Source organism: Pirellulales bacterium (genome assembly GCA_035533075.1).
In the GTDB taxonomy this organism is placed as follows: domain Bacteria; phylum Planctomycetota; class Planctomycetia; order Pirellulales; family JAICIG01; genus DASSFG01.
In genome coordinates this window covers 1-22,035 of record DATLUO010000042.1, presented here as the reverse complement: position 1 = coordinate 22,035, position 22,035 = coordinate 1, and the positions used below count along the sequence as shown (strand labels likewise).

Below are 22,035 nucleotides of genomic sequence, written 5' to 3'. Positions count from 1 at the left end.
CGGCACGACCTGCCAGCCGCCGCACCAGTGCCGCCAGCGGCCGCTGCCTCGACCTACTTTGACGAAGCCCCCCTTTTTCTTTCCAAGTAGTGGCTCACTTTACCTGAGCAGAGGCCGGTCCTTTTAGCTGAGCGGCATAGCAAGAGATCCATCGTTTGCGCGCGCGAACGGGGACCGAGCAAACGTGGTGAGGGATCCGGCTACGGCGCGCGGTCGGCCCGGTTCCGCTGCGCCCCGCAGCCGAGGGCCTGACCGAGGCTGAGCCGCGCGGCGGCCCCGCGGCCCGCGCGGGGCGGTTCCGGCGGAGTTGCGACCCGTTCTCGAGCGGCCGGCGTTCACGCCGAGACCTGGCTCAACCCGAAGCGCCAGCGAGGAACGTGAAAAAGGCGGCAAAACCTCGCTTGCGCGTCGGGTTAGTGTGAAAATGGGGCCGGGTTCGGCGAGGCTTTACCTCATGCTGGGCGACGCCGCACCCGCGTCCGCGACGGCGCCTAAACAAAAGCGACACGCGCGTGTCGCTTTTGTTAAGCAGCGCGCCGCCCGCGGCGCGCGGCAGGCGCTCGGGGTGCTCGAGGACCTCAACGTGCTGCGGACGGACGTCCAACCGATGTCGCACCAGCTCTTGAACGCAACCCATTTCTTGCGCTGCGGGATCGGCCACCCCGAGAACACGCGACAAACGTGTCGCCCGCCGCGCACTGCTGGGCGTGAAAGCAAATGGTGTCAGTTGGAGCGTCCTTGCCGAGCTTTTGAATCTGGCGCGCCGCGGTGAGATCGTTCTCGGCCTTCTCCACCCACTGGCGCAGAACAGCGAGTTGCGGGTTCTTAGGTGCGGGCATACAAGACTTTGCCCTCGTGGAAGGCGGGCCACTCGATCGTACCAACCACATCCTTGCGCCACCCAAAGTCCTCGGGCGTCGTAAGGAGGATGTCCGTCGGCACCGTGATGTCGCTCAGGACCTCGCGCAGCTCGACCATTTTGTCGAGCTTCGATCCCTCGAACTCCATCACCACGAGCATGTCGACATCGCTATCGGCGGTCGCGCTTTCCCGCGCTTGCGATCCAAAAAGAATGATTCTCTCGGGGTGGAACCGTTTGACGATCCGCGCGACGATGCGTTGAATCACAAGCTGAATGCTCTGTTTCCTGGCCGGTTTTCGCATACTGGTGACCCCGTGAGCCGCGGTTTTCGCGTGGAAGGCGGTGGCGACGCCATGGTCGAGCGGAATGTTTACGCTGCCTTAAGGCTAACACATGCGGCCTGGCGATGCACCTGTCGGCATGGGTGATCTGCGGGACGCTTGCCGTGAAGGGCGGTTACTGATTCCCTTTTCCGGGTCCCTTTTCCAGGTCTGCTTTTGCGGCCGTGGCGACCGCGTGATGCGGTGCGCGACGGTCCAGACCTCTGCTGCCGATAGGCTGCGGCAATCCGTTGCTTCATTTTGGTCATTTCACCGCTGGTCGACCGCTTCAGCACAACCCCTTTTGCCGCGAAAACGGACTCGGCTTTTCGATGCGCAGTGACAACATCGACGGCCGAGAGCTCGCCCGTCGAGCCGGGGGCCAATCCCCGCAGGCCGCCAAGCAAGGGCAGGTCTACGGGAACCAATTCTATCATGCAAGCGATCCACAGGCGATGTCGGGGGGGCCGGCCGATTCGGCTACCAGCCCAACCGTTCGGCGCGGCCTCCAGGGAATGGCGCCCCGTTGGGGCTGACAATGCCAATGCCGCTACTAACCCAGGGTTCCGCTGCGCTGCACCCTGGGCTATCGAATACGACCCCTTCGGGGTCTGCGGCCAGTGGCCGCAATCATGCGATGCCGAAGCAAGACACCCATCGTTGCCGCGCGCGAACGGGGACCAAGCAAACGTCGTGAGGGATCCGGATACGGCGCGCGGTTCGCCCGGTTCCGCCCCCCCGCAGCCGAGAAATGGTGAAGCAGGACACCCACACTTATCCTAGAGCGACTGACAGGCGGATTGGATGCGGCAGGGCGAACCGAGCGACGAAGATGTGTTAATTTGTTCATTGTCGGCATGGAAATAGCTGCAACAACCGGCTGGCTGTCGTGTCGGCCAATTTGGCAGTGGGACGGCTGACAGGGCAGGCGGCGCGGAGCGCTCCGACTAAGCTCTTTGAAATCGAAAATTGGTTTGTTGTCCGTGGTCGCATGGTCGCGAGGTAAACGGCTTTCCTCTCGCGGAGCGAAAGGGCTACGGTGGGCAAAAGCGTCGCGCGCGACGCTTTTGCCGGTGCCCGGTCAGTCTCCGGTGGCAGGGGCCGACCGCTAACCATACATCGCCGCGAACTCGCGACGGTATACCTGCGGATCGTCCGGCAGCCGCTCCGCCAGCCGCTCGCGAGCGCCGGCGCCGTGCTGGAAGCGACGCTTTTCGAACACCGGCATCGACAATCCGGTGACCGCCTGCACGCCGCGGCGCACGATTTCGCCCTTCAACGCATAGAGCCTGTCGTGCTGCCACTCGGTCAGCTCGATGAACGGAATCCCTTCCGACACTTGGATTACATTCGGCAGCGCGTAGGGGCTGAAGCCCTTGAATCCGCACAGCCGGGCCGGAGCGTACGACCGCACATGGCCGCGGCTTTGCCCACCGGAATACGTCAGCGAGTGCTTGATCGCCTCGACGCCCCAACCCTCTTGATAGAGCATCAGGTTGTTGAGCACGCTGCGGACCGTCAGCTCGGGGTTGGCTTCGATGGGGTAGTCTTTGAGGTTTTCGTCGCCGCCGTCGCCGTCGGCCAGGTAAGTCCAGTCGGCGTATCGCTGCCGGATGCCGCGGCACAACGCCAACGCAAAGGCCGCCGATTGCACGTCGAGCGGCTTGTAATCCTCGATTGCCCGGACCGCCTCACGCCGGTCGACGGCCGAAGCCGGCACATCGATCACTTCCAAAAACAGACCGAGGTCCAGTGCCGCGAGAAACTCGCGGGCCTGACGCACATCGTCGCCGTCGCCGTCGACCGACAGCGTAAACGCCTTCAGTCGGGCGGGCGACTGGCCGGTGGCCAACAACAGATGATAGAGCAACACGAACACCGCCCCTGAATCGACGCCGCCCGAAAAGAGTACGCCGATCGGTTCGCGAGGCCCGATCTGTCCTAACCACTTGCGGCATTCTTCAGCCAGCGCGCCGATGTACGCCCGGCCGATCGCGTCAATGTCGGCGGGCAGACTGTTGCGCTGCGGCGTGAAGAAGCGGCGATAGGTGGGGTTCGGGTCGGGGCAACCCACCAGCGCAATCTCGACCAGGTGATGGGCCGGGACCATCCGCGTATACGACGGATGAAACTGTCCCACAAGTCCCTCGGCGGCCAGGAAGTCGCGGATGGCGTCGATACGTTCGGCGACAACGAGGCAGGGACCTTCCGCGCGTTTGGCGATAAAATACCGCAACGGCCGGCCGATCGAGCGGGCCATGCGCACGGTCTTTCCTTCGCGATGCACGAGAGCAAATTGCCCGTCGATGGCCCGCACCTGTTCGGGATCGCCCGAAGCGAGGCGTGCGATGGCTTCGTCGAGCGACATATTCAAGATGAGATTGGCCTCGGGATTGCTCAAATCGACGAGACGTTCAAGGGCGATATTTTGGTGCATGATGAACTCCGAGAATCAAGAGGATGCTGTGTTTGAAGGCGTTGGGCGATAGGCGTTAGGCATTAGGAAGGTCCTGTTGCCTCGCCCAACGCCTAACGCCTAACGCCTAAACATGGTGGGCCGGCGCTCGCAAGCTCGCTCGCTCCCATACTACGATCATAACAACCAAAAATAAAAAGTCGTGGCCTTGCAACCGGGGCCATTGCAAGTCCAGAATCGGATCAATACCGCGAGTCTCCCTGCACCCTGTTTCCTGCTACCCTGTATCCTACCTGCAATGGCTAACGCAAAGATCGACGTCGTAGGCGTGGAAGACATTCCGCTGATCACCGAACTGTATGGCCAGATTTATCGGCCCGCCAAAGAGGCGGCGTTCTTTCAGCGCCGTTTTCTCGGCCGCTATAATGGGCTACGACTGATCGCCGCGCTGGATAATCGGCCGGTCGGGTTCTTTCTGGGCTTCGAGTTGAAGCCGAGCGTCTACTTTTCCTGGCTCTATGGAGTCTTGCCCGAATTCCGCCGCAAAGGCATCGCTTCGCAGTTGATGGACGCCGTCCACGCCTGGGCTGCCGAGCATGATTATGCCTGGGTCCGCTTCGAGTGCCAGAACGGGCATCGCCCCATGCTGCACCTGGCCATCGCCCGCGAGTATAACCTGGTCGGCATTCGCTGGGACCCGGACTTAGGCAGCAACCTCGTGATCTTCGAGAAGGAACTGTCGCCGGTGGAAGAGTAGGCAGGTTCAGGGTTGGGACGGCCCGGCCGCCTGCTTCTGACGCACGCGCTGCAAATGTTGCTGGATGCGGGGCGATTGCGGATCGAACCCGGCAGATAATTGGTAATACTCGACTGCCGCGTCGAGGTGCCCTTGCAATTCTTTCACGATGCCGAGATTTTCCAGCAACAGCGGATGCTTCGGCCTCGACTTCAGCGCCGTCAGCAGATGGCGCTCGGCCTCTTCTTGATGCCCCTTGTTCGACAACACGATTCCCAGGCCGGAGTTGGCGGCAAAGTCGTCGGGGTCGATGGCCAACGCCTCCCGATACCAATGCTGGGCCTCATCGGTCATTCCGGCCTCTTTGAGGGCCGAAGCGTAGTTCACAAACGACAAGACCGCAGGCGGCGCGACCGATACAGCCCGCTGCCAAAGCGTTACACTGTCGTGCCATGTGGCCACTTGCCGGAATGTCAGCCCGGCACAGGCCAAGAGGCAGATCGTGGCCGCAAGTACGAGCACCTCCCGACACCGCCAGCGAACTGCCAGGTCCCATCCGCCCCAGCATGCGCCGATGAGCAGGCCAATCATCGGCAGATACATGTAACGGTCGGCCGTCGCCTGAGCTCCCGTCTGGACCAAGCCGATCACGGGCAACAAAGAGATCAGGAACCAGAACCAGCCGACGGTCAGATAAGGGCGTGTTTGGCGAAGCCATCGTGCGGAGATGGTGACCAGGGCCAGGACCACGGCGGCGGCGAGCGGCTGCCACATCGGCAGGTCGCCGCCGGGATGCCGATAGAACACCGCCAGCCCGGCCGGCCACAACGTTTGCCGCAGGTAGATGAGATAATTCACGGGCACGGCCAACAGCCGATCTGCCAACGACAACGACCTTCCGTAGGCCAGCGCGCCGCCGTGGCCCTGGGCCAAGACCGTAACAGCGGCACAAGCGGCGCTCACTAAGAAGAACGGCAGTTTCTCGGCGACCAGCATCGCTTTGCTCGGCATCCACGGAGTGCGATTCGGTCCGACCTCGCCGCCGCGCGCCAGCGGCCAGAAGTCGAGCAGCAAGAGCAGCAATGGCAATGTGATTCCCATAGGCTTGGCCATCAAACTGAGAATGAACAGCGTCAGCGACGCCGCATACGCCCCGACGCCCGCACGCCGCACATAGACCTGCCAAGCCAGGAGGCTCAACAACAAGAACAGGGTACTAAGCACGTCTTTGCGTTCCGTAATCCAGGCCACCGATTCGACGTGCAGCGGATGCAGTGAAAAAAAAGCGGCCACGCACGCACTGCGGCCTGCGGCGCCGGTCCAGCGGCGCAGCAGCCAGTAAAGTAGAAGCGTGTTGGCGACGTGGAGCACGAGGTTCGTGGCGTGAAAGCCCGCCGGGGCTGGGCCGAAGAGTTGATAGTCGAGTTCCAGCGATAACCAGGTGAGCGGATGCCAATTGGCCACCGCCATCGTGGTGAATGCCCAATGCACCGAAGGACGGCTCAGGCCCATTTGCACCCAAGGATTGCGCGTGACGTAGTAGTCATCGTCGAGATTGACGAATCCGCTATTCACCAAGTTCTTATAGCAGGCGACGGTGGCCAGTGCCAATGCCAGGCAGATGAAGATGTCACCCCAGGGAGCACCACCCGTTGCGGTAGAGTCCGAGCGAATCGAACGTCGGACGAGTCTGGCTTTGTCACGCGACCGCTGCGTTGTTCGACTACGGGCCACCGTTTACCTTCTCTTCCGCGCTCGTCCCGGCACGCACGTTTTCAATCATTCAGCGGCTGCGTGCTCCGCAGATAAGCGAACAGATCGCGCACGTCCTGCTCGGTCATTTTCGCCAGTACCCCTTCGGGCATGAGCGATTTGCGCTGCGGTAACATCTCCTCGATCTCGCTCTGCACGAGCGACACGGATTGCCCGTCGGCCCCGCGCAGCACGACCACCTGATTGTCGCGGTCGACCAGAAAACCGCTCACCACGCGGCCGTCGTCGGTGAGCACCTGGTAGGTCTCGAAACCCTCGCGGACCTCGGCGCTCGGGTTGACGATATTCACCAGCATGTTTCCCACGTCGTCGCGCTTGTAGCTGGTCAGGTCGGGACCGATCTGGCCGCCCTGGCCGAACAGCCTGTGGCACTTGGCGCAGTTGGCGGTGAACAGCTTCTTGCCGGTGTATGGACTGGCCGGACCGTTGCGAATCGTGTCGGCCAGCCGGTCGATCTGCTCCTGCATCTGGGCGGTGGTCGCCCCTTCGATGCTGCCGAAGTGCCTGGCAATCAGAGCGGCGATCCGCGGGTCGCGGTGGACCGTCAGCTTGCGGGCAACGTCGAGCGGAATGGTCGTGGCGTCGACCTTGCCCGTGTCGATGGCCTCCAACAGGGCCAAGGTGGTTCCCTTGCGGCTGGCCAACAGGCTTTGTGCGACGCTGCGCACGTCGTCGGTCCACTGGGGATAGAGCGTCAGCACCGTGGCGGCGATTTCCGGGGCGTCGTATTTCTCGAGCGCCGCCAGGGCCGCGGTTCGCAGGCCGTCATCCGAGGTCGCCTGCAACAGCTTGAGCAACACCGGCACGCACGCCGGTTGACGAACTTCGCCGAAAATCTGAATGTATTGCAACCGCTGGTTCCCGTCGGCTTTGTCGTCGGCAATCAGCGCCAGTGCCTGCTCGACTGCTACGGGCTTGCCTTGCCGCAACGAGAGCGTGAGCGACTGTCCGCCGAACTTGCTCATGGCGTCGACCAGTTCGTCGGGCAAGCCTGCCAACGGCCTTCCCTGAAAAGCCTCCTCAAAGCCGCGCATCAGCGCCTTGCGCTGGTCATCGCCCGTGGCGAGGTTCAGCAGCTTGGCACATACGACCAGGTCTTTGCGGCTGCCCGTGGCCGCGTACCGCCGCATCAAACGATGCAAGATGTGCTTGTTGACGATCGCAAGTTGCCAGACCGCCGGTTCGCTGAACAGACCGACTACTGCCTCGCGGTCGTTCTCGGCCTTCGACTCGATGGCCCACCACAGCAAGAGCGGCAGATGGACGTCGTCGAGATCCTCATCGCGGGCCAGCAAGCCGCGCACGAGGGCCAGGCACTGCTCGGCCGGCAGCCGGCGCGCGGTGCAAGCAAGCTGGCTGCGCACTTCGACGTTCGGCTCCGATTGGGCGAGCTGCGACAGACGCGAGGCCAGTTCGAGCGAAACTTTGCCGGAATCGCCCAGCAGCCGCACCGTCCAATCACGCACGTAGGGATTGGCGTGGCTCAGCCCGACCATCGCCGCCGACTCATCAAATCCGCCCGACAGGTTGAGGGCCCACAGGCACTCCAAAGCGAATTGGCCAGTCTCGCCCTGAAGCTTTTCCCGCAACTCAGGCACGAGGGATGTGTCTTTGCGGTCGCCCAACAGCCGCAGTGCGGTCCGGCGGGACCATTTGTTCGGCTGCTTCAATTGGCCGATCAACTCGCCGCTCGACAGCTTCGCTAAGTCGAACGACGCGGCAGGGGGCTCCTTGGTCCGTGCCCGCAGGCGATAGACCCGTCCTGTCGAGGTGTCGATTTTCCCCTCATGATGCCGCAGATGGGCGATCTGGGCCTCGTACATGTCGCAGACGTAGATCGCGCCGTCCGGCCCGACGGTGATGCCGACCGGGCGAAACCAGTCGTCGCTCGACTCGATTGCGTGGCCCACGTCCTCCGTCTTGAACGTCGAGCCATCGGGCAGCAGCTTGCTCATGACCACATGGCTTTGCAGCGGGGCCACGCCGAAGAGCAGTCCGTTGTATCGGTCCGGCAACGCGGCCCCTTCGTAGATCACGAAGGCGTGCGTGAACCTCGGCACCGCGGCGTGCTTCATCGCCGGGAAATAGCCGAAAGTGTAGGGATTCGACAGCGGCCCATGCTTGCTGAAGCCCTTCTGGAAATAGCCGCCCTGCACATAGTGAAAACCGCGCGTGTCGCCGCCGTTGTGGCCCGAATAAATGCGGCCGAGCGAGTCGATCTCCAGGCCGAACGCATTGCCGCCGCCCTCGGCAAAAATCTCGTATCGCCGCTGCTCGGGGTGATAGCGCCAGATGAGCTGGCCCATCGAATGCACCGGCTTCTTGTCGCGGCCGGGCCGCAAGATGTCGCCGCTGACCGTGCTTCCCTGACAAGCATAGAGCCAGCCGTCGGGACCCCAGCGAAGGTTGTTGGCACAGGAGTGCGTATCTTCCAGCCCGAAGCCTTGCAGATGCACCTCCGGACCGCCGTCGGGAACGTCATCGCCGTCGCGGTCGGGATAAAACAGCAGGTAAGGCGGGTTGAGCACCCAAACGCCGCCGCGGCCACGGGCAAAACTCGTGACGATGTTCAGGCCGTCGAGAAACTTCTTGTGCTTGTCGAACTTGCCGTCGCCGTCCGTGTCTTCGTGGATGCTGATCTTGTCGAGGCCGCGGAAGTGATTGGGCGGCGGCGGGGGCACTTTGTCGTAAGTCGCACGCAAGAACTTGTCTTCGCTGAGGATTTTGATTCCGGCCGGATAGGGATACTGAATGTACTCGACGACCCACATCCGGCCGCGCTCGTCGAAATCGATGAACAGCGGCTGCCGGGCATCGGGTTCGGCCAGCACCTGTTCGACCACAAGATCGTCGGGCGTTTTGAGAGCGGCCAGCGCCTCGGCCGGCGGTCTGGCCGACTGGTCGGTTCCCGTGGCGGCCTGCAACGAAGCGACGCGGCCGAGGAGCGCGGAGGCAAACAAAAGACGAGGCAAGACGCGCGTGATCGACATAATGGAATCGTGTGGCAACGGGAAGGCGGGAGGGCCGCGATGGCGCGGCCCGGCGGGTTACTTTCAACTATCAGCCTAGCCGCTGGCCGCAGGCATGTCGAGGTTTACCCGACGGCGAAGTCTGGATGCGACCGGTCCGCAACGCCTCCAAGGCTTCGTTCGCCTGGCCGAGGGGAAACGGCTCAGCCTGCGTTTCGATCGGCATCTTCGCCGCGGGCCGCATGAATTCAATGCCGTCGCTGCTTAGCGGCGCATGGCTTGCCGCGCTTCGGTGGCGTAGCGGTTCGGCTCGCGGTCGAATTGCCGGAACGTCTCTTCGCTGGCAAACAGATAGACGCGCTCGTTATAGAAAGCGCCGTGCTCCCGTCGGCCGGGCACGTTTTGATGGTGGTCGAGCCGCATCACCGGATCGTTGCCGGAAAAGACCGGGCTGTAGCGGTCCGGATTGGCAAGGAACGCCTGTTGCGCATCTTGGCTGACGAACAAATACGTTCGCCCGCGGTGGACTGCGCCCCACCTCTGATCGCCTCTTTGCCATTGCCGCTTGTCAACCAAGGCGACGGCACAATAGCCATCCAATGCGAGCGGTGGATGCGCGGCGGGTGCGGACATCTCGCGATCGCGCACCGGCACATGTGTGTGCAAGTCCGCGGCAGCGGTGGCCGGCGTCGCGTCGCCGGACCTTGAGGCGGTCGCCACGCCCGTTGGCCGGGGCGGTGCCGGCGCGACCTCGCCTTGATACTGCGCGGCGGTGGCCAAGCGATTGCCGCTGCCGACGGACGAGGCGTTCAGGCCGTTCGGTCGCGGTTCCGTGGTCGAAGCCGTGCTGTGCGCGTCTTCCAGCGGTTTTGGCTGCCCGGCCTGCGCCCGTGCCGCCGGGGGTTTCGCCGGCGGTCGACTGCGCTCATAAGCCGCATAGCGATCGGCGGGGTCGTGTACTTTGTTGGGCTGGGGCGCTGCCGGCTGGGGCCGTGGCTGCGGTTCTGGTTTAGCTTTTGGATCCGCCGCAATCGCGTCGAGCGGCATCACACTGGCCGCAATCCGATTCATGGTTTCGGTATAAGCCGCGCGCGTGTTCGGGCTGCCGACCTTGTACACCAGTTGTCCACGAGCAGTGATGACCACATCGGTCGGAAAGGTGCGAATCCCGTACTTCTCGGCGAGTGCCCGATTGGTATGGGGATCGACCTTGACGGCGACGTATTTCGCTTGGAGTTCGCGGCCGAAACCCGGCTGGTTGAACACTTGCTGCTCCAACCGCTGACACGGCGGGCACCACGGCCCGCCGAAGTGAATCAGCACGAGGCGGTTCGTCTGCCGGGCGGTCCGCTGGGCCGCGTCGAGATCGGTTTCCCAGCGCCATCCGGCTTCGCCCGCCGGCGAATCTGCGAACGACGGCGCGGCGAAAGCCCAAACAAGCAGCCAGTTTGCCAACATAGGAGGACGGGCCTTTCCTGCAAGCGTAGCGTGACTTCTGCCCTATGCGGGACACCGTTTTTACATCGGACGGGCCGGAGACAAACCTTCGGGCAAATCTGCCGATCGTTCCGATTGTGCGGCTGGCTTTGGCACGAGGCAGCGTGGCAGATGGGGGGGCGGTCACGGATTTAGAAAAACATCGCTTGACACAGCCGTAGATGTGGTTAAGATTTTCATAGTTTTACGTCTTGCCTGACAGACAGGCACCGTCCCGCCCGCGCAACGGCGGCCATATAGGCTGGCTGGGTTGCAAGGGTCCTCTGAGCGGGTTTTGATGGCAGTTCAGAGGTTGGAGCCGCTTCTGGCCCGGTCGTTAAGAGCTGCTGGTTTTCCTGGAAAACTTCAGTGGATCAGGGCTTTGGCCGCTTTTTTGTGGGCGGGCCGTGCTTGATTGGCATACCTGTCGCCCGCTCGGCATAGGGTCCTCGGTGATTTTCGAGGGCCTGGCATGAATTTCAATGCCAGCCGAGGGGGTCGACCCCAGATTCTTACGATTTTCGTCGCAAGGCGAAAGTTGGCTTCTGTTTCGGTTTTTCGGCAACGGGCCGAGGGCCTCGTTCTTAATCTTTTGGGATCACCCCCCAACCATCGCGCGTGGTTTGCGCGTTGATATTGGCCGCAATGGTAATGGCCAATGCAAATCCGTCTCTTTTCTGGTGAACTATGGCGAAGAAGAAACGCGGCCGCGGCGGACGCGGCATGAACGGTTCCAGCTCCTTTAACGGACATGCACCGCGGCGACGACGACGCGGAGGAGGCGGCGGCGGTGGAGGAGGCGGCGGCGGTGGAGGAGGCGGCGGTGGAGACCGCATGCCTCCCGACCTCGAACCCCTGATGGAAAATGGCGAGCCGGTGCCTCTCGAACCGGCGGTGGGCGTTCTTGAATTGCACCCCAACGGCTACGGCTTTCTCCGCGATCCCAAAAACAACTATCAGCGCGAAAGGACCGATCCCTTCGTGCCGGGCACCATGATCGAGAAGTTCGGCCTCCGCGAAGGGGTGCTGATCAACGGCATGGTGCAGCAAAGCCGCAAGCAGCAGGGACCGCGGCTGCGGGAAGTCATCGACGTCGACGGCATCAAGCCCGAAGAGTATCTCAACGTCAAAAGCTTCGACGCGCTCACGGCAATCAACCCCGAGTCGTGGCTGCAATTGGAGACCGGCCCGCAGCCGCTCAGCCCGCGGGTGATGGATCTGCTCACGCCGCTGGGCAAAGGGCAGCGGGCCTTGATCGTGGCCCCGCCTCGCACGGGAAAAACCATCCTGCTGCAGCAGATCAGCCAGGCGATTTCCACGAATTACCCGGAGGTGAAGCTCTACGTGCTGCTCATCGACGAGCGGCCCGAAGAGGTGACCGACTTTCGCCGCAGCGTACTCAACGGCGAAGTGCTCGCCAGCAGTCTCGACCGCGACGTCGAAAGCCACGTGCGGCTTTCGCAGTTGATGGTCGAACGCTGTAAGCGGCTGGTGGAAATGGGCCACGACGTGTTCCTCTTGATGGACTCGATCACCCGCATGGCCCGCGCCTTCAACAAGTGGGTGGGCAACACCGGCCGCACCATGTCGGGCGGCGTCGACATCAAGGCCCTCGACATTCCCAAGAAACTGTTTGCGACGGCGCGACTGTTCGAGGAAGGCGGTTCGCTGACCATCGTGGCCACGGCCCTGATCGACACGGGCAGCCGCATGGACGAGTTGATCTTTCAGGAGTTCAAGGGCACGGGCAACATGGAGCTGGTGCTCGACCGCAAGCTGGCCGACCGCCGCGTCTGGCCCGCCATCGACATCAGCCAATCGGGCACGCGCCGCGAAGAGAAACTGCTCGACACTGAAACGCTGCACGCCGTGACCATGCTTCGCCGCACGCTGTCGAGCATGCACCACGTCGACGCCATGGAGCAGCTCACCAAGCAGCTCTCCAAGTTCAAGAGCAACCGGGACTTCATCGATTTGATCGCGGGTGCCAAGGCGGTGGATTAGAGGCCACGAAATGAAAAGCCCTTTTCCCGGCATGGATCCATATCTCGAATTGCACTGGCGCGATGTGCATCAGAGCCTGGTTACTTACGCCCGCGATCACCTTCAGGGCAAGCTGCCCGGCGATCTGGTGGCCCGGATGGAGGAGCAGGTCTACGTGGAGCCCTATGATCTCGACGTCGAATACCGACGGGCGATCTACCCGGATGTACGGATCACGGAGCATCCGCATCGCGAGGAGGGTGGGGGCGTTGCGGTGGCCTCCGCCACGACCACGGCAGCCGAGCCGCTCGTCGTCTATCTTCCGGAAATGGCCAACGAAGGGTACATCGAAATCCGCGAACGCACGGCCGAGCAGCGTCTTGTCACAGTGATCGAGGTTTTGAGCCCGTCGAACAAGTACGCGCCGGGCCGAAAGGAATATCGCCGGAAACAGCGCGAGCTTCGCCGCGCCAGGGTCAGCCTCGTCGAGATCGATTTGCTGCGCGGGGGCGGCTGGGTCATGAACATGCCGAAACGTGCCATTCCCACGGCCTACCACCGCGGGTATGGGGCATGCGTTTGGCGGGCCTGGGAGCCGGTCCGAGCGGAGCTCTACCGCTTCTCAGTGCGCCAGCCGCTGCCCCACATCAAGATCCCTCTGCGCAAGACCGACCCCGACGTGCCGCTCGATCTGCAGTCCTTGGTCGATCAGTGCTATGCCAACGGGCGATACGACTCGCTCGATTACTCGGCCGGGCCGGAACCGCCCTTCGACGAGGCCGACGCCGCGTGGGCCAACGATTTGCTTAAGTCGGCAGGCCGTCGCTGAACGCCCCCATGAAAACCTCGGCCGCATCAGTCAGGGCCGCTTGGGCAGTTCGGGGCGCGACACGCTGACTCATTTCTCCGCCGCCAATTAGGTTCAGGAGCCATCGCCGATCCACTGGATGAAATCGAGGCCGCCGAGCAGCGTGCCCGAATACCAGTCGCCGGCTTTTTTGTCGCCGCCGCCAGCAGCGCTGCTGGTTCAAGGCGTCGAAGACACTGGTCCCGCCGGCGCGCAAGGCGTCGATAATGCTTGTGGCCGCGGATCATCTCGGTCTCCGGTACTACCGCAGCCCCTTCGCCTTCAGGAGTTCATTCGCCCAAGCGGCGGTTGGGGGATCAAACGGCGGATCGGGATCGACAGTGTAATCGGTCCGATCGTACCGGCCATTGCGGTAGCAAAGTTCAATCAGAGATTGCAGGTCAAGCGTCACATCTTTATCCGTTTCGCGCAAAGGTATCTGAATCTTTGGCAAACGTTTTTCGGGCGGAGCGCGGTAAAGCTCGACCCGCCGCGGACGCCAACCGCGCCGCACGCGCACGCGGTAAGGAGTCCGATAGGCGCGTGGGATGCGACGGCTTGGCACGTTGAGCACGTGCTCGCCGGCGCGCAGCAAGTCGATCTCGACCAAGCTGACGCCGCCCTCGTTCAATTCCTGTTGCTTTTGCCGGTAGAGCCGTTGTCCCTCGCCAGGCAGTTTGTTGGACACGCTCAAAATCTCAATCACCGTGACTACTTTTGCCGCGGTGGCATCGACGATCTTAATAAAGCCCTCGGTGGTTGGCTCGTCGCTCAGGTCAATCAGCGCGGGGGCTTCGACCTCTTCGGCGACAGCCGCACCGGCGGATTGCGAAACCGCGGGCGGTGCTTTCTGCTCTACCACGCGCACGTCGGGATGGATGCCGCGCGCCGGTGAGTCGTCGGGTTCGACGACAAGCCGCTCTTCAACGCGGGCCAATAAATCATGTGGCAATGACGTCTGAATTTGATCGCAGCCGTAAATGACTAATCGTTGGTGGACATCAAGCCAGTGCTGTTCCAAGTACGGATCCATGCCGGGAAAAGGACTGTTCATTGACTGGCTCCTGATAGGACGGTTGGCTATGCCAAGGCTCTGCCCCGCCCTCCGCTCGCCATATTATACCTGTTCCCGCCGAAACCGTGGAATAGTATCATGTTGGGAGAATCAGCAGCGGCAGCAAATGGATGGTCATCGAAGTCACCTCCGGACGATGTCGATCTCGCGCTCGGTGGCGTCGATCACGGCTTCTCCAAGCCCAATCTCCGTGCCTCGTTCTCGATGTGCTGCCGGAATGTGGGAGGCTCGCCGGCGGCAGCGTCTATCGCCTTGTGGGCGGATTCTGTCGCTTTAGATTTGTCGCCGCTGACGAGGTGGGCGTCGGCCATCAAACCGCGCGGTGCGAGTAGCGGCCGCCAGCGGCGCAGCGCCTCCTCGAAGCCGAGCACGTAAGCGGCCCCTTCCGACCAGATGAGGTCGACGCTGCCCGGGGCCACGTCGAGCTGCGAGAAATCGACGCGGCGGGTTTCGATCAGATGATCCAGCCCCTCCGCGCTGGCAATCGTTTGCAGTCGATCGAGAGACGGCTGGTGGAGATCGACGGCCATCACCTTGGCGCCGAGGCTTTTGGCCAGGACCAGCGTTTGCGCCCCCGTGCCGCAGCCCAGGTCCAACACCTTCGGCAATGGCGGGGGCGGCAAGTTCCTCAGTGCCTCGATCGTACACGCTTCGCTTCCCGGACCGCTCCGCGGCAGTTGGCGTGCAGTCGATAGATGGCGCCGATAGTTTCGGCGGATTCGCTCATGATGCGCAAAAGACACGCTGGCTTTGGTCAGGTTCACCTACTGCGTGCCTGCTCGCGCGGCCGATCACCTAATCGCCCGTGGGAAACGGCGTAGCTCATCCAGCCGACTCGAAGAGCGAATAGATAAGCTCGTCGACGACTCCGCCGCCGGTTGCGGCCGCCGCGCGGCTTTCGCCGGTAACTTGGAAGCCGCATTTCTCCAGGACGCGGATGGAGGCCACATTGGTCTTGGCGACGTGAGCATGGAGCGGCCGTGCCGGAATCGCCGAGACGAATCCGGACATGGCTCGAGAGGCGATGCCTTGGCCCCAAAAGCGCCTGCCCAGCCAGTACCCAACGAGCCGTTCGCCCGACTGCTCCCAGCAAACCACGTTTCCGGCGATCTCCGGTCCAAGCAGAATCGTGCGCTTGATGGCGTTGTGGTCGGCAAGAATCTTTTTCCAGTGAGCCATGAAGGCTTCTCGCTCCCGCGGCGGAAAGGCGGCCATCTCGTTGGCCACGGGATTTTGCTGATGCTCGTCGGCGAAACGGCGGCCCATAGCCCAACGCTAGTTTATCGACCACACTGCCGCTTTTCGAGTCATCCACGCCCCGTGGGATCGTCGTCCGACGAAAACTGTTGTCGCCAATGGCTAAAGCCGCGATCACTCCCTTGCCAAACCGCAGGTTCAGCGATGTCCCCCCTTGTGAGACGTGGTAACGGTTACCACCTGACATCGAATTGACGACACAAAGGTGTGGCTGACGCCGCACATCTCGGCGATCCAGCGGCGGGAGTTCTCGGCCCACTCGGGGATAGGGCGACGCCTTGATTCGGCGATCGCAAAGATTGACACGCGAAGACGGATGCGGTTCATTCAGAGCGGCGCGGCTTCGAAGCGAACGGCTATTGGACGGTCCGCGTCGCACAGGCCGGCAAGTATCGGATTGCGTTGCGCCGTTGGCCGAAGGAGGTCGATCTTCCGGTCCGCTCGGCAGTCGCCGGTGGCCGCGCGATTCCCGTCACGCGAGCACGGCTGCGCGTCTTCACGTTCGACGAAGAGCGCGACGTTTCGCCGGGGGCAGTCGCGGTGGAGTTCGAGGCGTCGTTGCCCGCCGGTTCGACCAGGCTGGAAACGTGGTTTACCTCCGCGGACGGAAAATCGCGGGGAGCGTACTATGTGTCGGTGAAACGAGTCGCCGCGCAGTGACTTGCCACCCGGCGAGCGCAATGCCTCACCTCTCCACGCGGGGCATGGTTTCGATCAGGGCTTTTTGGAACCTAGCCGGTATCGGCCCGGTTTCATCACCACGAACCGGCCAACGAGATCTGGCCCGCGATCCGCGACAAGTTGAACAACATCGCCGGGCAGCGCGGTCCGCGCGTTTGCCGGATAGCGCATCAGGATCACGCCGCCGGATGCTTGCTGATCCGCATAGACGAGCTGCCCGAAGTCCTTGTCTTCCGTCAGCAAGATGCGTTGTTCACGTCGCGCGAGATCCAACACGTGTTGATCATCAGCGCGAGGCAAAATGTCGGCGACAGTTGTCACGTCGTGCCCGGCGGCGCGCAATGCGCGGGCTACCGAAAAATCGGAACTTTCGTCGGCCAAAAACAGCACGGTTTAACCTACGTCGCGCTTGCTGCGGGGCCCGCGAGCACGGTCTCTTCATGTGCGACCGTGTCGGCCGCATACGCCAGGGCCGCCTGGATGTCTTCTCGGGTCAATCGCGGATAAGCATCGAGCAACTCGGCTTCCGTCGCTCCTTCGCTCAGTTTCCGCAAGACGATTTCTACGGGGATCCGTGTGCCGCGAATCACGGGCTTGCCAAGCATCACACGAGGGTTCATCTCAATACGTTCGGTTGACATCCAACAGTCCTTTTTATTCACGTGCGTTCCAAAACGACGTCAGATTCGCGCACCCCGTTTTGTGATCCAGTCCAGTCGCGATTTCGAGCGAGTACAACTACATTGTCGGCCCGGCTGGTCGGTACGTCAATTCGGGCGGGCATCGCCATGCGGCCGGACGTTCTTGGCCGGCACGCCGGTGAGCGAATCGCCTGGTCGGCGCGGGCCGCTGCGACGACCGCTTGCAACCTCTCGACGACGTTGCGATGTTGCTCGGCCACGTTCCTGGCTTCGCGCGGATCGTCGTGCAGGTTGTAGAGCGAGAGGCCGATTTTTTCGACGCGGTAGCCGTGCCGGCTGGCGATGCCGCGAATGCCCGACAGCTCGATCGACTGCGGCTTGAGCTGGCCGTAGTTCGACGATTTGCCGCCTTTGCCCGGCTCGCCCGCCACGGTCAGATACTCGTGCGGCAAGTGCGGCTTCCAGTCGCCCTGCCGCACGGCGTGCGGCTCGTCGCCCGAGTAGTACCAGAAAACGTCGCGCCCCTTGGCGCCCTGCTGGCCGAACAACAACGGTGCGATGTCGATGCCGTCGAACTTCACGTCGGGCAGCTTGGCGCCGGCAAGCCCGGCAATCGTCACGCAGAGGTCCATCGTGGAGACGATTTCATCGCAGACGCGGCTGGCGGGAACTTTGCCCGGCCAGCGCGCCAGGCAGGGCTCGCGCACGCCGCCTTCGAAGGTGGTGAGCTTGCCCTCGCGCAGCGGGCCGGCCGAACCGGCGTGCTCGCCATAAGAAAGAAACGGCCCGTTGTCGCAGAACCACGCCGCTTAGCCAATCTACCGCATTCGCCGTTCTCGTTGCTCCTGAAACCTGCCGTTCCATTTTTTTCCGTTCTTCGCGCCGTCGGCCAAATCCGGTAAAAGTTTCCAGCGAAAGCTGCCGAAAAGATGGGCGCTTACGACTACTTCCTCCTCACCGGGAGTCCGCCGACACGTCGGGTCGGCCGCGGACGCGCGTCCGCGGCAGCCTGGCGTTGCACGGTGACCAAAAGAATGACTATTTTGGCGGCCGCCGATCACGAATTGACGGTGCTTGTGCCTTCCTACGAGGAAGAATGCCGCTTGCCCGGCACCCTGGCGGGGCTGCGCGGATTCCTCGACGCTTGGGGCCTCGACTATCGTGTGGTCGTCGTCGACGACGGCAGCCGCGATGGGACGGCGGCCGTGAGCGAGCAATTCGGCCGGCGCTTTTCGACCCTGCGGCTGGAGCGGCACGCCGGCAAGGGAGCCGCCGTGCGGCAAGGCATGCTGGCCGCCACCGGGCAAATCGTGGCCTTCACCGATGCCGACCTGCCCTACGATCTCAGCGCCTTGCAAACGGCATGTCATTGGATCCGGCGGGGCGACTGCCAGGTGGTGTTTGGCGCCCGCGACCTGGCCGGGGCGACCTGCCATGTGCGGCGCAAGGTCTCGCGGATTGTGGCCAGCGCGGCGTTCCGGCAGCTTGTGCGGCTGGCGATTTCCAAGCAAGTCAGCGATACGCAGTGCGGCCTCAAGATCTTCGCGCGGCCGGCGGCGGTTGACATCTTTTCGCGGACCACGCTGGACGGCTTTGCCTTTGACGCCGAGGTGGTACTCTTGTGCCACCGGCTTGGCCTGCCGTTCCGCCGCGTCGCCGTGCGGCTGATCAACGAATACTCGTCCACGCTCTCGGTTTCGCGGCACGGCTGGCGCATGCTGCGCGACGTGGCCTGGCTGGCGGCCCGCGATCGCATATCGGGCAAGAGCGTTCCGCCGGTCCGCGTCCCGGTTGTGCCTCGCGAGTCCCGCAAAGCCGCCTGAGAAACCTCTTGCAGACACCTGGCGACGACTTCATGGCATCCGTGGCAGAGCGTTGGCAACGCAGTCGATCGAAGATCGATTGGCCGGCGGCCGCGCGAAACACCTGGCTGTGCCTGATAGTCGGCTTGGTGATCCATGCTTTCTGCTTGCCCTACAACCATAGCGTGTACGACGTGTACCTCGGCGCCGCGCGTGGTTGGCTGGCCGGCGAAGACATGTATGTTCCGGCACGGGAATACTATCGCTACAGTCCGATGTTTGCCGTGGCCCTGACGCCGCTGGCCCTGCTGCCCGACGGCGTCAGTTCGGCCGTGTGGAAGTTGCTGAACTGCGGCCTCTTCGTCTGGGGGCTTTACGCCTGGGGACGGCGCCTCTCTCCGCGGCGGCTATCGCGAAACGAAATGGCCGCCGAGCTTCTGCTGGTCATCCCCCTGGCGCTGCACAGTCTTTATAACAGCCAGGCGAACTTGATGATGCTCGGCTCGCTGCTGCTGGGGCTGTCGGCGGCGGGCGAAGGCAAATGGAACCGCGCGGCCTGCTGGCTTGCTTGGGCGACGCTGATCAAGGGCTATCCGCTGGCGCTGGCAATGGTGCTGAGCGTGCTTTTTCCCTGGCAGTTTGCGGGCCGGTTTATCGCCGCGCTGGCGGCCGGACTCGCGCTGCCGTTCGCCGCGCATCGGCCGTCGCTGGTGCTCATGCAATACCAGAGCTGGTGGCACCATCTGCGCGACAGCACCGAGCTGATGCGCGAGCGGCTGCGTTCCATCGACCAGTTGTTCGTGGTGCTGGGCCAGCCGATGTCGCAACGAACGTTCGCCATGCTGGGCGTGCTGGCCGGAGCCGCGGTGATGGTCATCTGCCTGGCGATCGCGCGTCGCTCGCCCGACCGCCGCGAGGCGATCTTCCGGGCGTCGCTTTGGTTTCTGGTGTGGGTGGTGCTGTTCGGGCCCGCCACCGAAGCGTGTACCTATGTGGCGGCATCCCCGGTCGTGGCCTGGGCGCTGGTCGAGGCCTGGCACCGGCGGTCGGCCTGGCCCGTCCGCGGCCTGCTCGTGGCCGGCTTGCTGATGATGGGGCCGATGACCACCGACCTGTTCGGCAAGCACATTCGCAATTTTTCGAACGAGCACGGCAGCCAGCCGTTGGGCGGATTGCTGCTGTTGGCCTGGCTGATTCTGGAATGGCGCGGACGCGCCGGACAGGCGTTCTCGGGGGTTGCAATCGATACGAGCGGCTGTGAAGCAAAGAGGGCGGCATGAGCGATTCGTCCGCGGTGCGATGGCTGGTTTTGCACGCCGACGATTTCGGTATGAATGCGGCGGTGACGCACGGCATCGTGGATGGCTTTTCCGCGGGCTTGCTCACCAGCACGTCGCTGCTGACGAACGCGCCCGCCGCCGGGCTGGCGGTCGCTCGCTGGCGGCAGCTTGAAGAGCGGCGGTCCGCCGGCGCGTTACCGTCGATGCCTCGCCGCAGCCGGGTGGGCGACGGAGAGGCACCGTTCGACCTGGGCGTACACCTGAACTTGACTCAGGGGCGCCCGCTGATCGGTCCGCGCTATCGCGATGAACTCTTGGATGAGGAGGGACGCTTCCTGCCGCCGGGCGGGCTGTTCAGGCGGTTGCTGCTGGGCGCTGGGCGGTGGCGGGCCGCGATCGAGCAAGAGTTGTCGGCGCAGATCGAATGGCTGCTCGACCATTGCCTGACGCCCACGCACCTCAACGGCCATCAATATATTGAAATGATGCCGGTGATCGCCCAGATCGTGCCTCAACTGGCACGCCGTTTCTCGATTTCTTACGTGCGCGCGGCCCGCGAGCCGGGGCACTGGCGCACCAGCTTGTGGCCCGGAATGCGGGTGGCCCAATGCGGCGTCTCGCTCGTCAAGCAATTCTACGCCGGCCGATCGCAAAGCCGGCTTAGGTCGGCCGGCCTGGACGCGGCCGACGCCTATTTCGGCACCTCGCATGCGGGGCGGATCGACCTGGCTTTATTGGGCCGTTTTTTGCAGTTGTCGGCAAGGCGGCACCGGATTGAGGTGGCGTTGCACCCCGGACGCGAAATGGCCGACTCGTCCGCAGATCACGCCCGCGCGGACGGTTGGGCCGACCCCTTGGCTCGACGGCGTCCGGCCGAGTTGAGTCTGCTCTGTTCGAGTGATCTTGCCGAGTTGTTGATTGCTGGCGACTTCCGGCTTGGACGGCTGAATGTACGGGCCCGCCGTGCCGCGGCCGCGTAGCAACGCGAAAGTTCCATCGGAATTCTCTTTTCTTCGGCCAGCGCTCGAATCATACTTTCGCTGGGCAGAGGCAATGGAAGCCAACGTGTGGCAAACGCCGTCGGATCGTTCCCCACGCGTTAAGCCGGGATCCACGGAATGTCCCGGTGTCCATCCCATGGAGGGCGATCCATCGGGAGCAACACCAGCAAGGGTCGACCGCATCGCGTCAGTTTCGCCGGTGAGCCCGACGACGGCGCTTCACCGGTCGAGCCGTGGCCCACCGACCGCGCACAGGTCGGCTTGCAAGCGATTCTGTTGGAGGAAGCGGGCTACACCGTGCCCGAAGCCACGCTCTATTACGCGGCCGAGAAACGTCGCTTAGTCGTACCGGTCGACGATCTGCTGCGAGCGGATGCGCTGGCGATTCTGGCAGCCGCGAAGGCCTGCGCCGCCGGCCCGCGTTCCTTGCCGCTGGTGAACGACCCGCGCTGCCCGCGCTGCTCGTTGCAGCCGATCTGCCTGCCCGACGAAGTCAACCAGCAACGGGCGGCGGAGAGCGGCGAACTGCGGCCGCGCAAAATCTGGCCGCCGCGCGACGACGGAATCCACATCGTCGCCCAGCAAGACGGCACGACAGCGCCGAGAAACTAGTGCGGCAGAGCTGGTTGGCCACTGTCCGGACGACGCGCTGGTTCCAGTCTACGCGGTGCTTGAGCACGAAATGCCTGTTTCTTTGCCGGGCGACGGAGAGGATGTTCCGGCGGCGGAGAAAGAACTGCGCGATCGACTTCATGCTCTGCGGAGAGGTTTGCGAGGCGGGCGGTCGCCCAAGCTGACGAAGGAATGATCAGCCGACACTGGAACAGGTCCCGTCGCGTGGCCGGCAGCTCGCCGTCGCCCAAGCTGACGAAGGAATGATCAGCCGACACCGAGGCTTTTGACTCTGTAGCACCGC

The 22,035-nt window shown here is 63.2% G+C and carries 20 protein-coding genes; 9 read left to right on the top strand and 11 right to left on the bottom strand.

Annotation, left to right across the window (positions count from 1 at the left end; genetic code table 11):
• Positions 1 to 825 precede the first annotated feature (825 nt).
• Both VNH11_05340 and VNH11_05335 read right to left on the bottom strand, forming a co-directional pair.
• Complete coding sequence (locus VNH11_05340; protein ID HVA45793.1) at positions 826 to 1,164, bottom strand: nucleotidyltransferase domain-containing protein; 339 nt, start codon at positions 1,162 to 1,164, stop codon at positions 826 to 828.
• A gap of 1,126 nt (positions 1,165 to 2,290) precedes the next feature.
• On the bottom strand, positions 2,291 to 3,619 hold the full coding sequence (locus VNH11_05335) for an asparagine synthase-related protein (GenBank protein ID HVA45792.1): 1,329 nt from the start codon (positions 3,617 to 3,619) through the stop codon (positions 2,291 to 2,293).
• A 277-nt stretch (positions 3,620 to 3,896) separates the two neighbouring features.
• Between VNH11_05335 and VNH11_05330 the strand changes: the two genes are divergently transcribed.
• Positions 3,897 to 4,355 carry a GNAT family N-acetyltransferase gene (locus tag VNH11_05330; GenBank protein HVA45791.1) on the top strand — a complete coding sequence of 153 codons (459 nt, stop codon included), beginning with the start codon at positions 3,897 to 3,899 and terminating at the stop codon, positions 4,353 to 4,355.
• A gap of 6 nt (positions 4,356 to 4,361) precedes the next feature.
• On the opposite strand, the gene VNH11_05325 is transcribed toward VNH11_05330, so the two are convergent.
• The 3 genes from VNH11_05325 to VNH11_05315 all read right to left on the bottom strand — a co-directional run bounded on the left by VNH11_05325 (position 4,362) and on the right by VNH11_05315 (position 10,534).
• Positions 4,362 to 5,945 carry a tetratricopeptide repeat protein gene (locus tag VNH11_05325; protein ID HVA45790.1) on the bottom strand — a complete coding sequence of 528 codons (1,584 nt, stop codon included), beginning with the start codon at positions 5,943 to 5,945 and terminating at the stop codon, positions 4,362 to 4,364.
• Positions 5,946 to 6,109: 164 nt separating this feature from the next.
• Positions 6,110 to 9,097: a PVC-type heme-binding CxxCH protein gene (locus VNH11_05320; GenBank protein HVA45789.1), complete on the bottom strand. Its 2,988-nt coding sequence runs from the start codon at positions 9,095 to 9,097 to the stop codon at positions 6,110 to 6,112.
• 243 nt (positions 9,098 to 9,340) lie between these two features.
• Positions 9,341 to 10,534, bottom strand: a complete 1,194-nt coding sequence (locus VNH11_05315; protein HVA45788.1) for a thioredoxin family protein — start codon at positions 10,532 to 10,534, stop codon at positions 9,341 to 9,343.
• A 705-nt stretch (positions 10,535 to 11,239) separates the two neighbouring features.
• Here VNH11_05315 and rho point away from each other — a divergent pair.
• Positions 11,240 to 12,556, top strand: coding sequence for a transcription termination factor Rho (rho, locus tag VNH11_05310; GenBank protein ID HVA45787.1), 1,317 nt, complete (start codon positions 11,240 to 11,242; stop codon positions 12,554 to 12,556).
• A gap of 10 nt (positions 12,557 to 12,566) precedes the next feature.
• Positions 12,567 to 13,364 carry a DUF4058 family protein gene (locus VNH11_05305; protein HVA45786.1) on the top strand — a complete coding sequence of 266 codons (798 nt, stop codon included), beginning with the start codon at positions 12,567 to 12,569 and terminating at the stop codon, positions 13,362 to 13,364.
• A gap of 280 nt (positions 13,365 to 13,644) precedes the next feature.
• Here the strand turns inward: VNH11_05305 and VNH11_05300 are convergent, their stop codons facing one another.
• The 3 genes from VNH11_05300 to VNH11_05290 all read right to left on the bottom strand — a co-directional run bounded on the left by VNH11_05300 (position 13,645) and on the right by VNH11_05290 (position 15,723).
• Positions 13,645 to 14,436 (bottom strand): DUF4058 family protein, encoded by a 792-nt coding sequence (locus VNH11_05300; GenBank protein ID HVA45785.1) that lies wholly within the window; start codon positions 14,434 to 14,436, stop codon positions 13,645 to 13,647.
• A gap of 185 nt (positions 14,437 to 14,621) precedes the next feature.
• Positions 14,622 to 15,080 carry a class I SAM-dependent methyltransferase gene (locus VNH11_05295; protein ID HVA45784.1) on the bottom strand — a complete coding sequence of 153 codons (459 nt, stop codon included), beginning with the start codon at positions 15,078 to 15,080 and terminating at the stop codon, positions 14,622 to 14,624.
• Positions 15,081 to 15,279: 199 nt separating this feature from the next.
• Positions 15,280 to 15,723 carry a GNAT family protein gene (locus VNH11_05290; protein ID HVA45783.1) on the bottom strand — a complete coding sequence of 148 codons (444 nt, stop codon included), beginning with the start codon at positions 15,721 to 15,723 and terminating at the stop codon, positions 15,280 to 15,282.
• Positions 15,724 to 16,116: 393 nt separating this feature from the next.
• Between VNH11_05290 and VNH11_05285 the strand changes: the two genes are divergently transcribed.
• Positions 16,117 to 16,374 carry a hypothetical protein gene (locus tag VNH11_05285; GenBank protein HVA45782.1) on the top strand — a complete coding sequence of 86 codons (258 nt, stop codon included), beginning with the start codon at positions 16,117 to 16,119 and terminating at the stop codon, positions 16,372 to 16,374.
• 54 nt (positions 16,375 to 16,428) lie between these two features.
• Here the strand turns inward: VNH11_05285 and VNH11_05280 are convergent, their stop codons facing one another.
• Genes VNH11_05280 through VNH11_05270 form a run of 3 tightly spaced genes read right to left on the bottom strand, consistent with a single transcriptional unit; the run spans position 16,429 to position 17,779 of the window.
• Entirely contained in the window at positions 16,429 to 16,785 is a 357-nt protein-coding gene (locus VNH11_05280; protein ID HVA45781.1) for a DUF5615 family PIN-like protein, read from the bottom strand.
• An 8-nt stretch (positions 16,786 to 16,793) separates the two neighbouring features.
• Positions 16,794 to 17,036, bottom strand: coding sequence for a DUF433 domain-containing protein (locus VNH11_05275; GenBank protein HVA45780.1), 243 nt, complete (start codon positions 17,034 to 17,036; stop codon positions 16,794 to 16,796).
• 17 nt (positions 17,037 to 17,053) lie between these two features.
• The gene (locus VNH11_05270) at positions 17,054 to 17,779 is read right to left on the bottom strand and encodes a sulfatase/phosphatase domain-containing protein (protein HVA45779.1); all 726 of its coding nucleotides are present in this window, start codon (positions 17,777 to 17,779) and stop codon (positions 17,054 to 17,056) included.
• A 291-nt stretch (positions 17,780 to 18,070) separates the two neighbouring features.
• On the opposite strand from VNH11_05270, the gene VNH11_05265 reads away from it, so the two are divergent.
• The 5 genes from VNH11_05265 to VNH11_05245 all read left to right on the top strand — a co-directional run bounded on the left by VNH11_05265 (position 18,071) and on the right by VNH11_05245 (position 21,927).
• Complete coding sequence (locus VNH11_05265) at positions 18,071 to 18,859, top strand: glycosyltransferase (protein HVA45778.1); 789 nt, start codon at positions 18,071 to 18,073, stop codon at positions 18,857 to 18,859.
• A 32-nt stretch (positions 18,860 to 18,891) separates the two neighbouring features.
• The gene (locus tag VNH11_05260) at positions 18,892 to 20,118 is read left to right on the top strand and encodes a glycosyltransferase 87 family protein (GenBank protein HVA45777.1); all 1,227 of its coding nucleotides are present in this window, start codon (positions 18,892 to 18,894) and stop codon (positions 20,116 to 20,118) included.
• Positions 20,115 to 21,098, top strand: a complete 984-nt coding sequence (locus VNH11_05255; protein HVA45776.1) for a ChbG/HpnK family deacetylase — start codon at positions 20,115 to 20,117, stop codon at positions 21,096 to 21,098. Before VNH11_05260 ends, VNH11_05255 begins: the two co-directional genes overlap by 4 nt.
• A 138-nt stretch (positions 21,099 to 21,236) precedes the next feature.
• The gene (locus VNH11_05250; GenBank protein HVA45775.1) at positions 21,237 to 21,731 is read left to right on the top strand and encodes a Dna2/Cas4 domain-containing protein; all 495 of its coding nucleotides are present in this window, start codon (positions 21,237 to 21,239) and stop codon (positions 21,729 to 21,731) included.
• A gap of 70 nt (positions 21,732 to 21,801) precedes the next feature.
• Positions 21,802 to 21,927 (top strand): hypothetical protein, encoded by a 126-nt coding sequence (locus tag VNH11_05245; GenBank protein HVA45774.1) that lies wholly within the window; start codon positions 21,802 to 21,804, stop codon positions 21,925 to 21,927.
• Positions 21,928 to 22,035 lie beyond the last annotated feature (108 nt).

Coding starts and splice junctions, on each gene's coding strand:
- rho (HVA45787.1), top strand. CDS start 11,240: ATGGCGAAGAAGAAACGCGGCCGCGGCGGACGCGGCATGAACGGTTCC.
- VNH11_05330 (HVA45791.1), top strand. CDS start 3,897: ATGGCTAACGCAAAGATCGACGTCGTAGGCGTGGAAGACATTCCGCTG.
- VNH11_05290 (HVA45783.1), bottom strand. CDS start 15,723: ATGGGCCGCCGTTTCGCCGACGAGCATCAGCAAAATCCCGTGGCCAAC.
- VNH11_05305 (HVA45786.1), top strand. CDS start 12,567: ATGAAAAGCCCTTTTCCCGGCATGGATCCATATCTCGAATTGCACTGG.
- VNH11_05250 (HVA45775.1), top strand. CDS start 21,237: ATGTCCCGGTGTCCATCCCATGGAGGGCGATCCATCGGGAGCAACACC.
- VNH11_05300 (HVA45785.1), bottom strand. CDS start 14,436: ATGAACAGTCCTTTTCCCGGCATGGATCCGTACTTGGAACAGCACTGG.
- VNH11_05320 (HVA45789.1), bottom strand. CDS start 9,097: ATGTCGATCACGCGCGTCTTGCCTCGTCTTTTGTTTGCCTCCGCGCTC.
- VNH11_05245 (HVA45774.1), top strand. CDS start 21,802: ATGCCTGTTTCTTTGCCGGGCGACGGAGAGGATGTTCCGGCGGCGGAG.
- VNH11_05255 (HVA45776.1), top strand. CDS start 20,115: ATGAGCGATTCGTCCGCGGTGCGATGGCTGGTTTTGCACGCCGACGAT.
- VNH11_05265 (HVA45778.1), top strand. CDS start 18,071: ATGACTATTTTGGCGGCCGCCGATCACGAATTGACGGTGCTTGTGCCT.
- VNH11_05260 (HVA45777.1), top strand. CDS start 18,892: ATGGCATCCGTGGCAGAGCGTTGGCAACGCAGTCGATCGAAGATCGAT.
- VNH11_05340 (HVA45793.1), bottom strand. CDS start 1,164: ATGCGAAAACCGGCCAGGAAACAGAGCATTCAGCTTGTGATTCAACGC.
- VNH11_05335 (HVA45792.1), bottom strand. CDS start 3,619: ATGCACCAAAATATCGCCCTTGAACGTCTCGTCGATTTGAGCAATCCC.
- VNH11_05315 (HVA45788.1), bottom strand. CDS start 10,534: ATGTTGGCAAACTGGCTGCTTGTTTGGGCTTTCGCCGCGCCGTCGTTC.
- VNH11_05275 (HVA45780.1), bottom strand. CDS start 17,036: ATGTCAACCGAACGTATTGAGATGAACCCTCGTGTGATGCTTGGCAAG.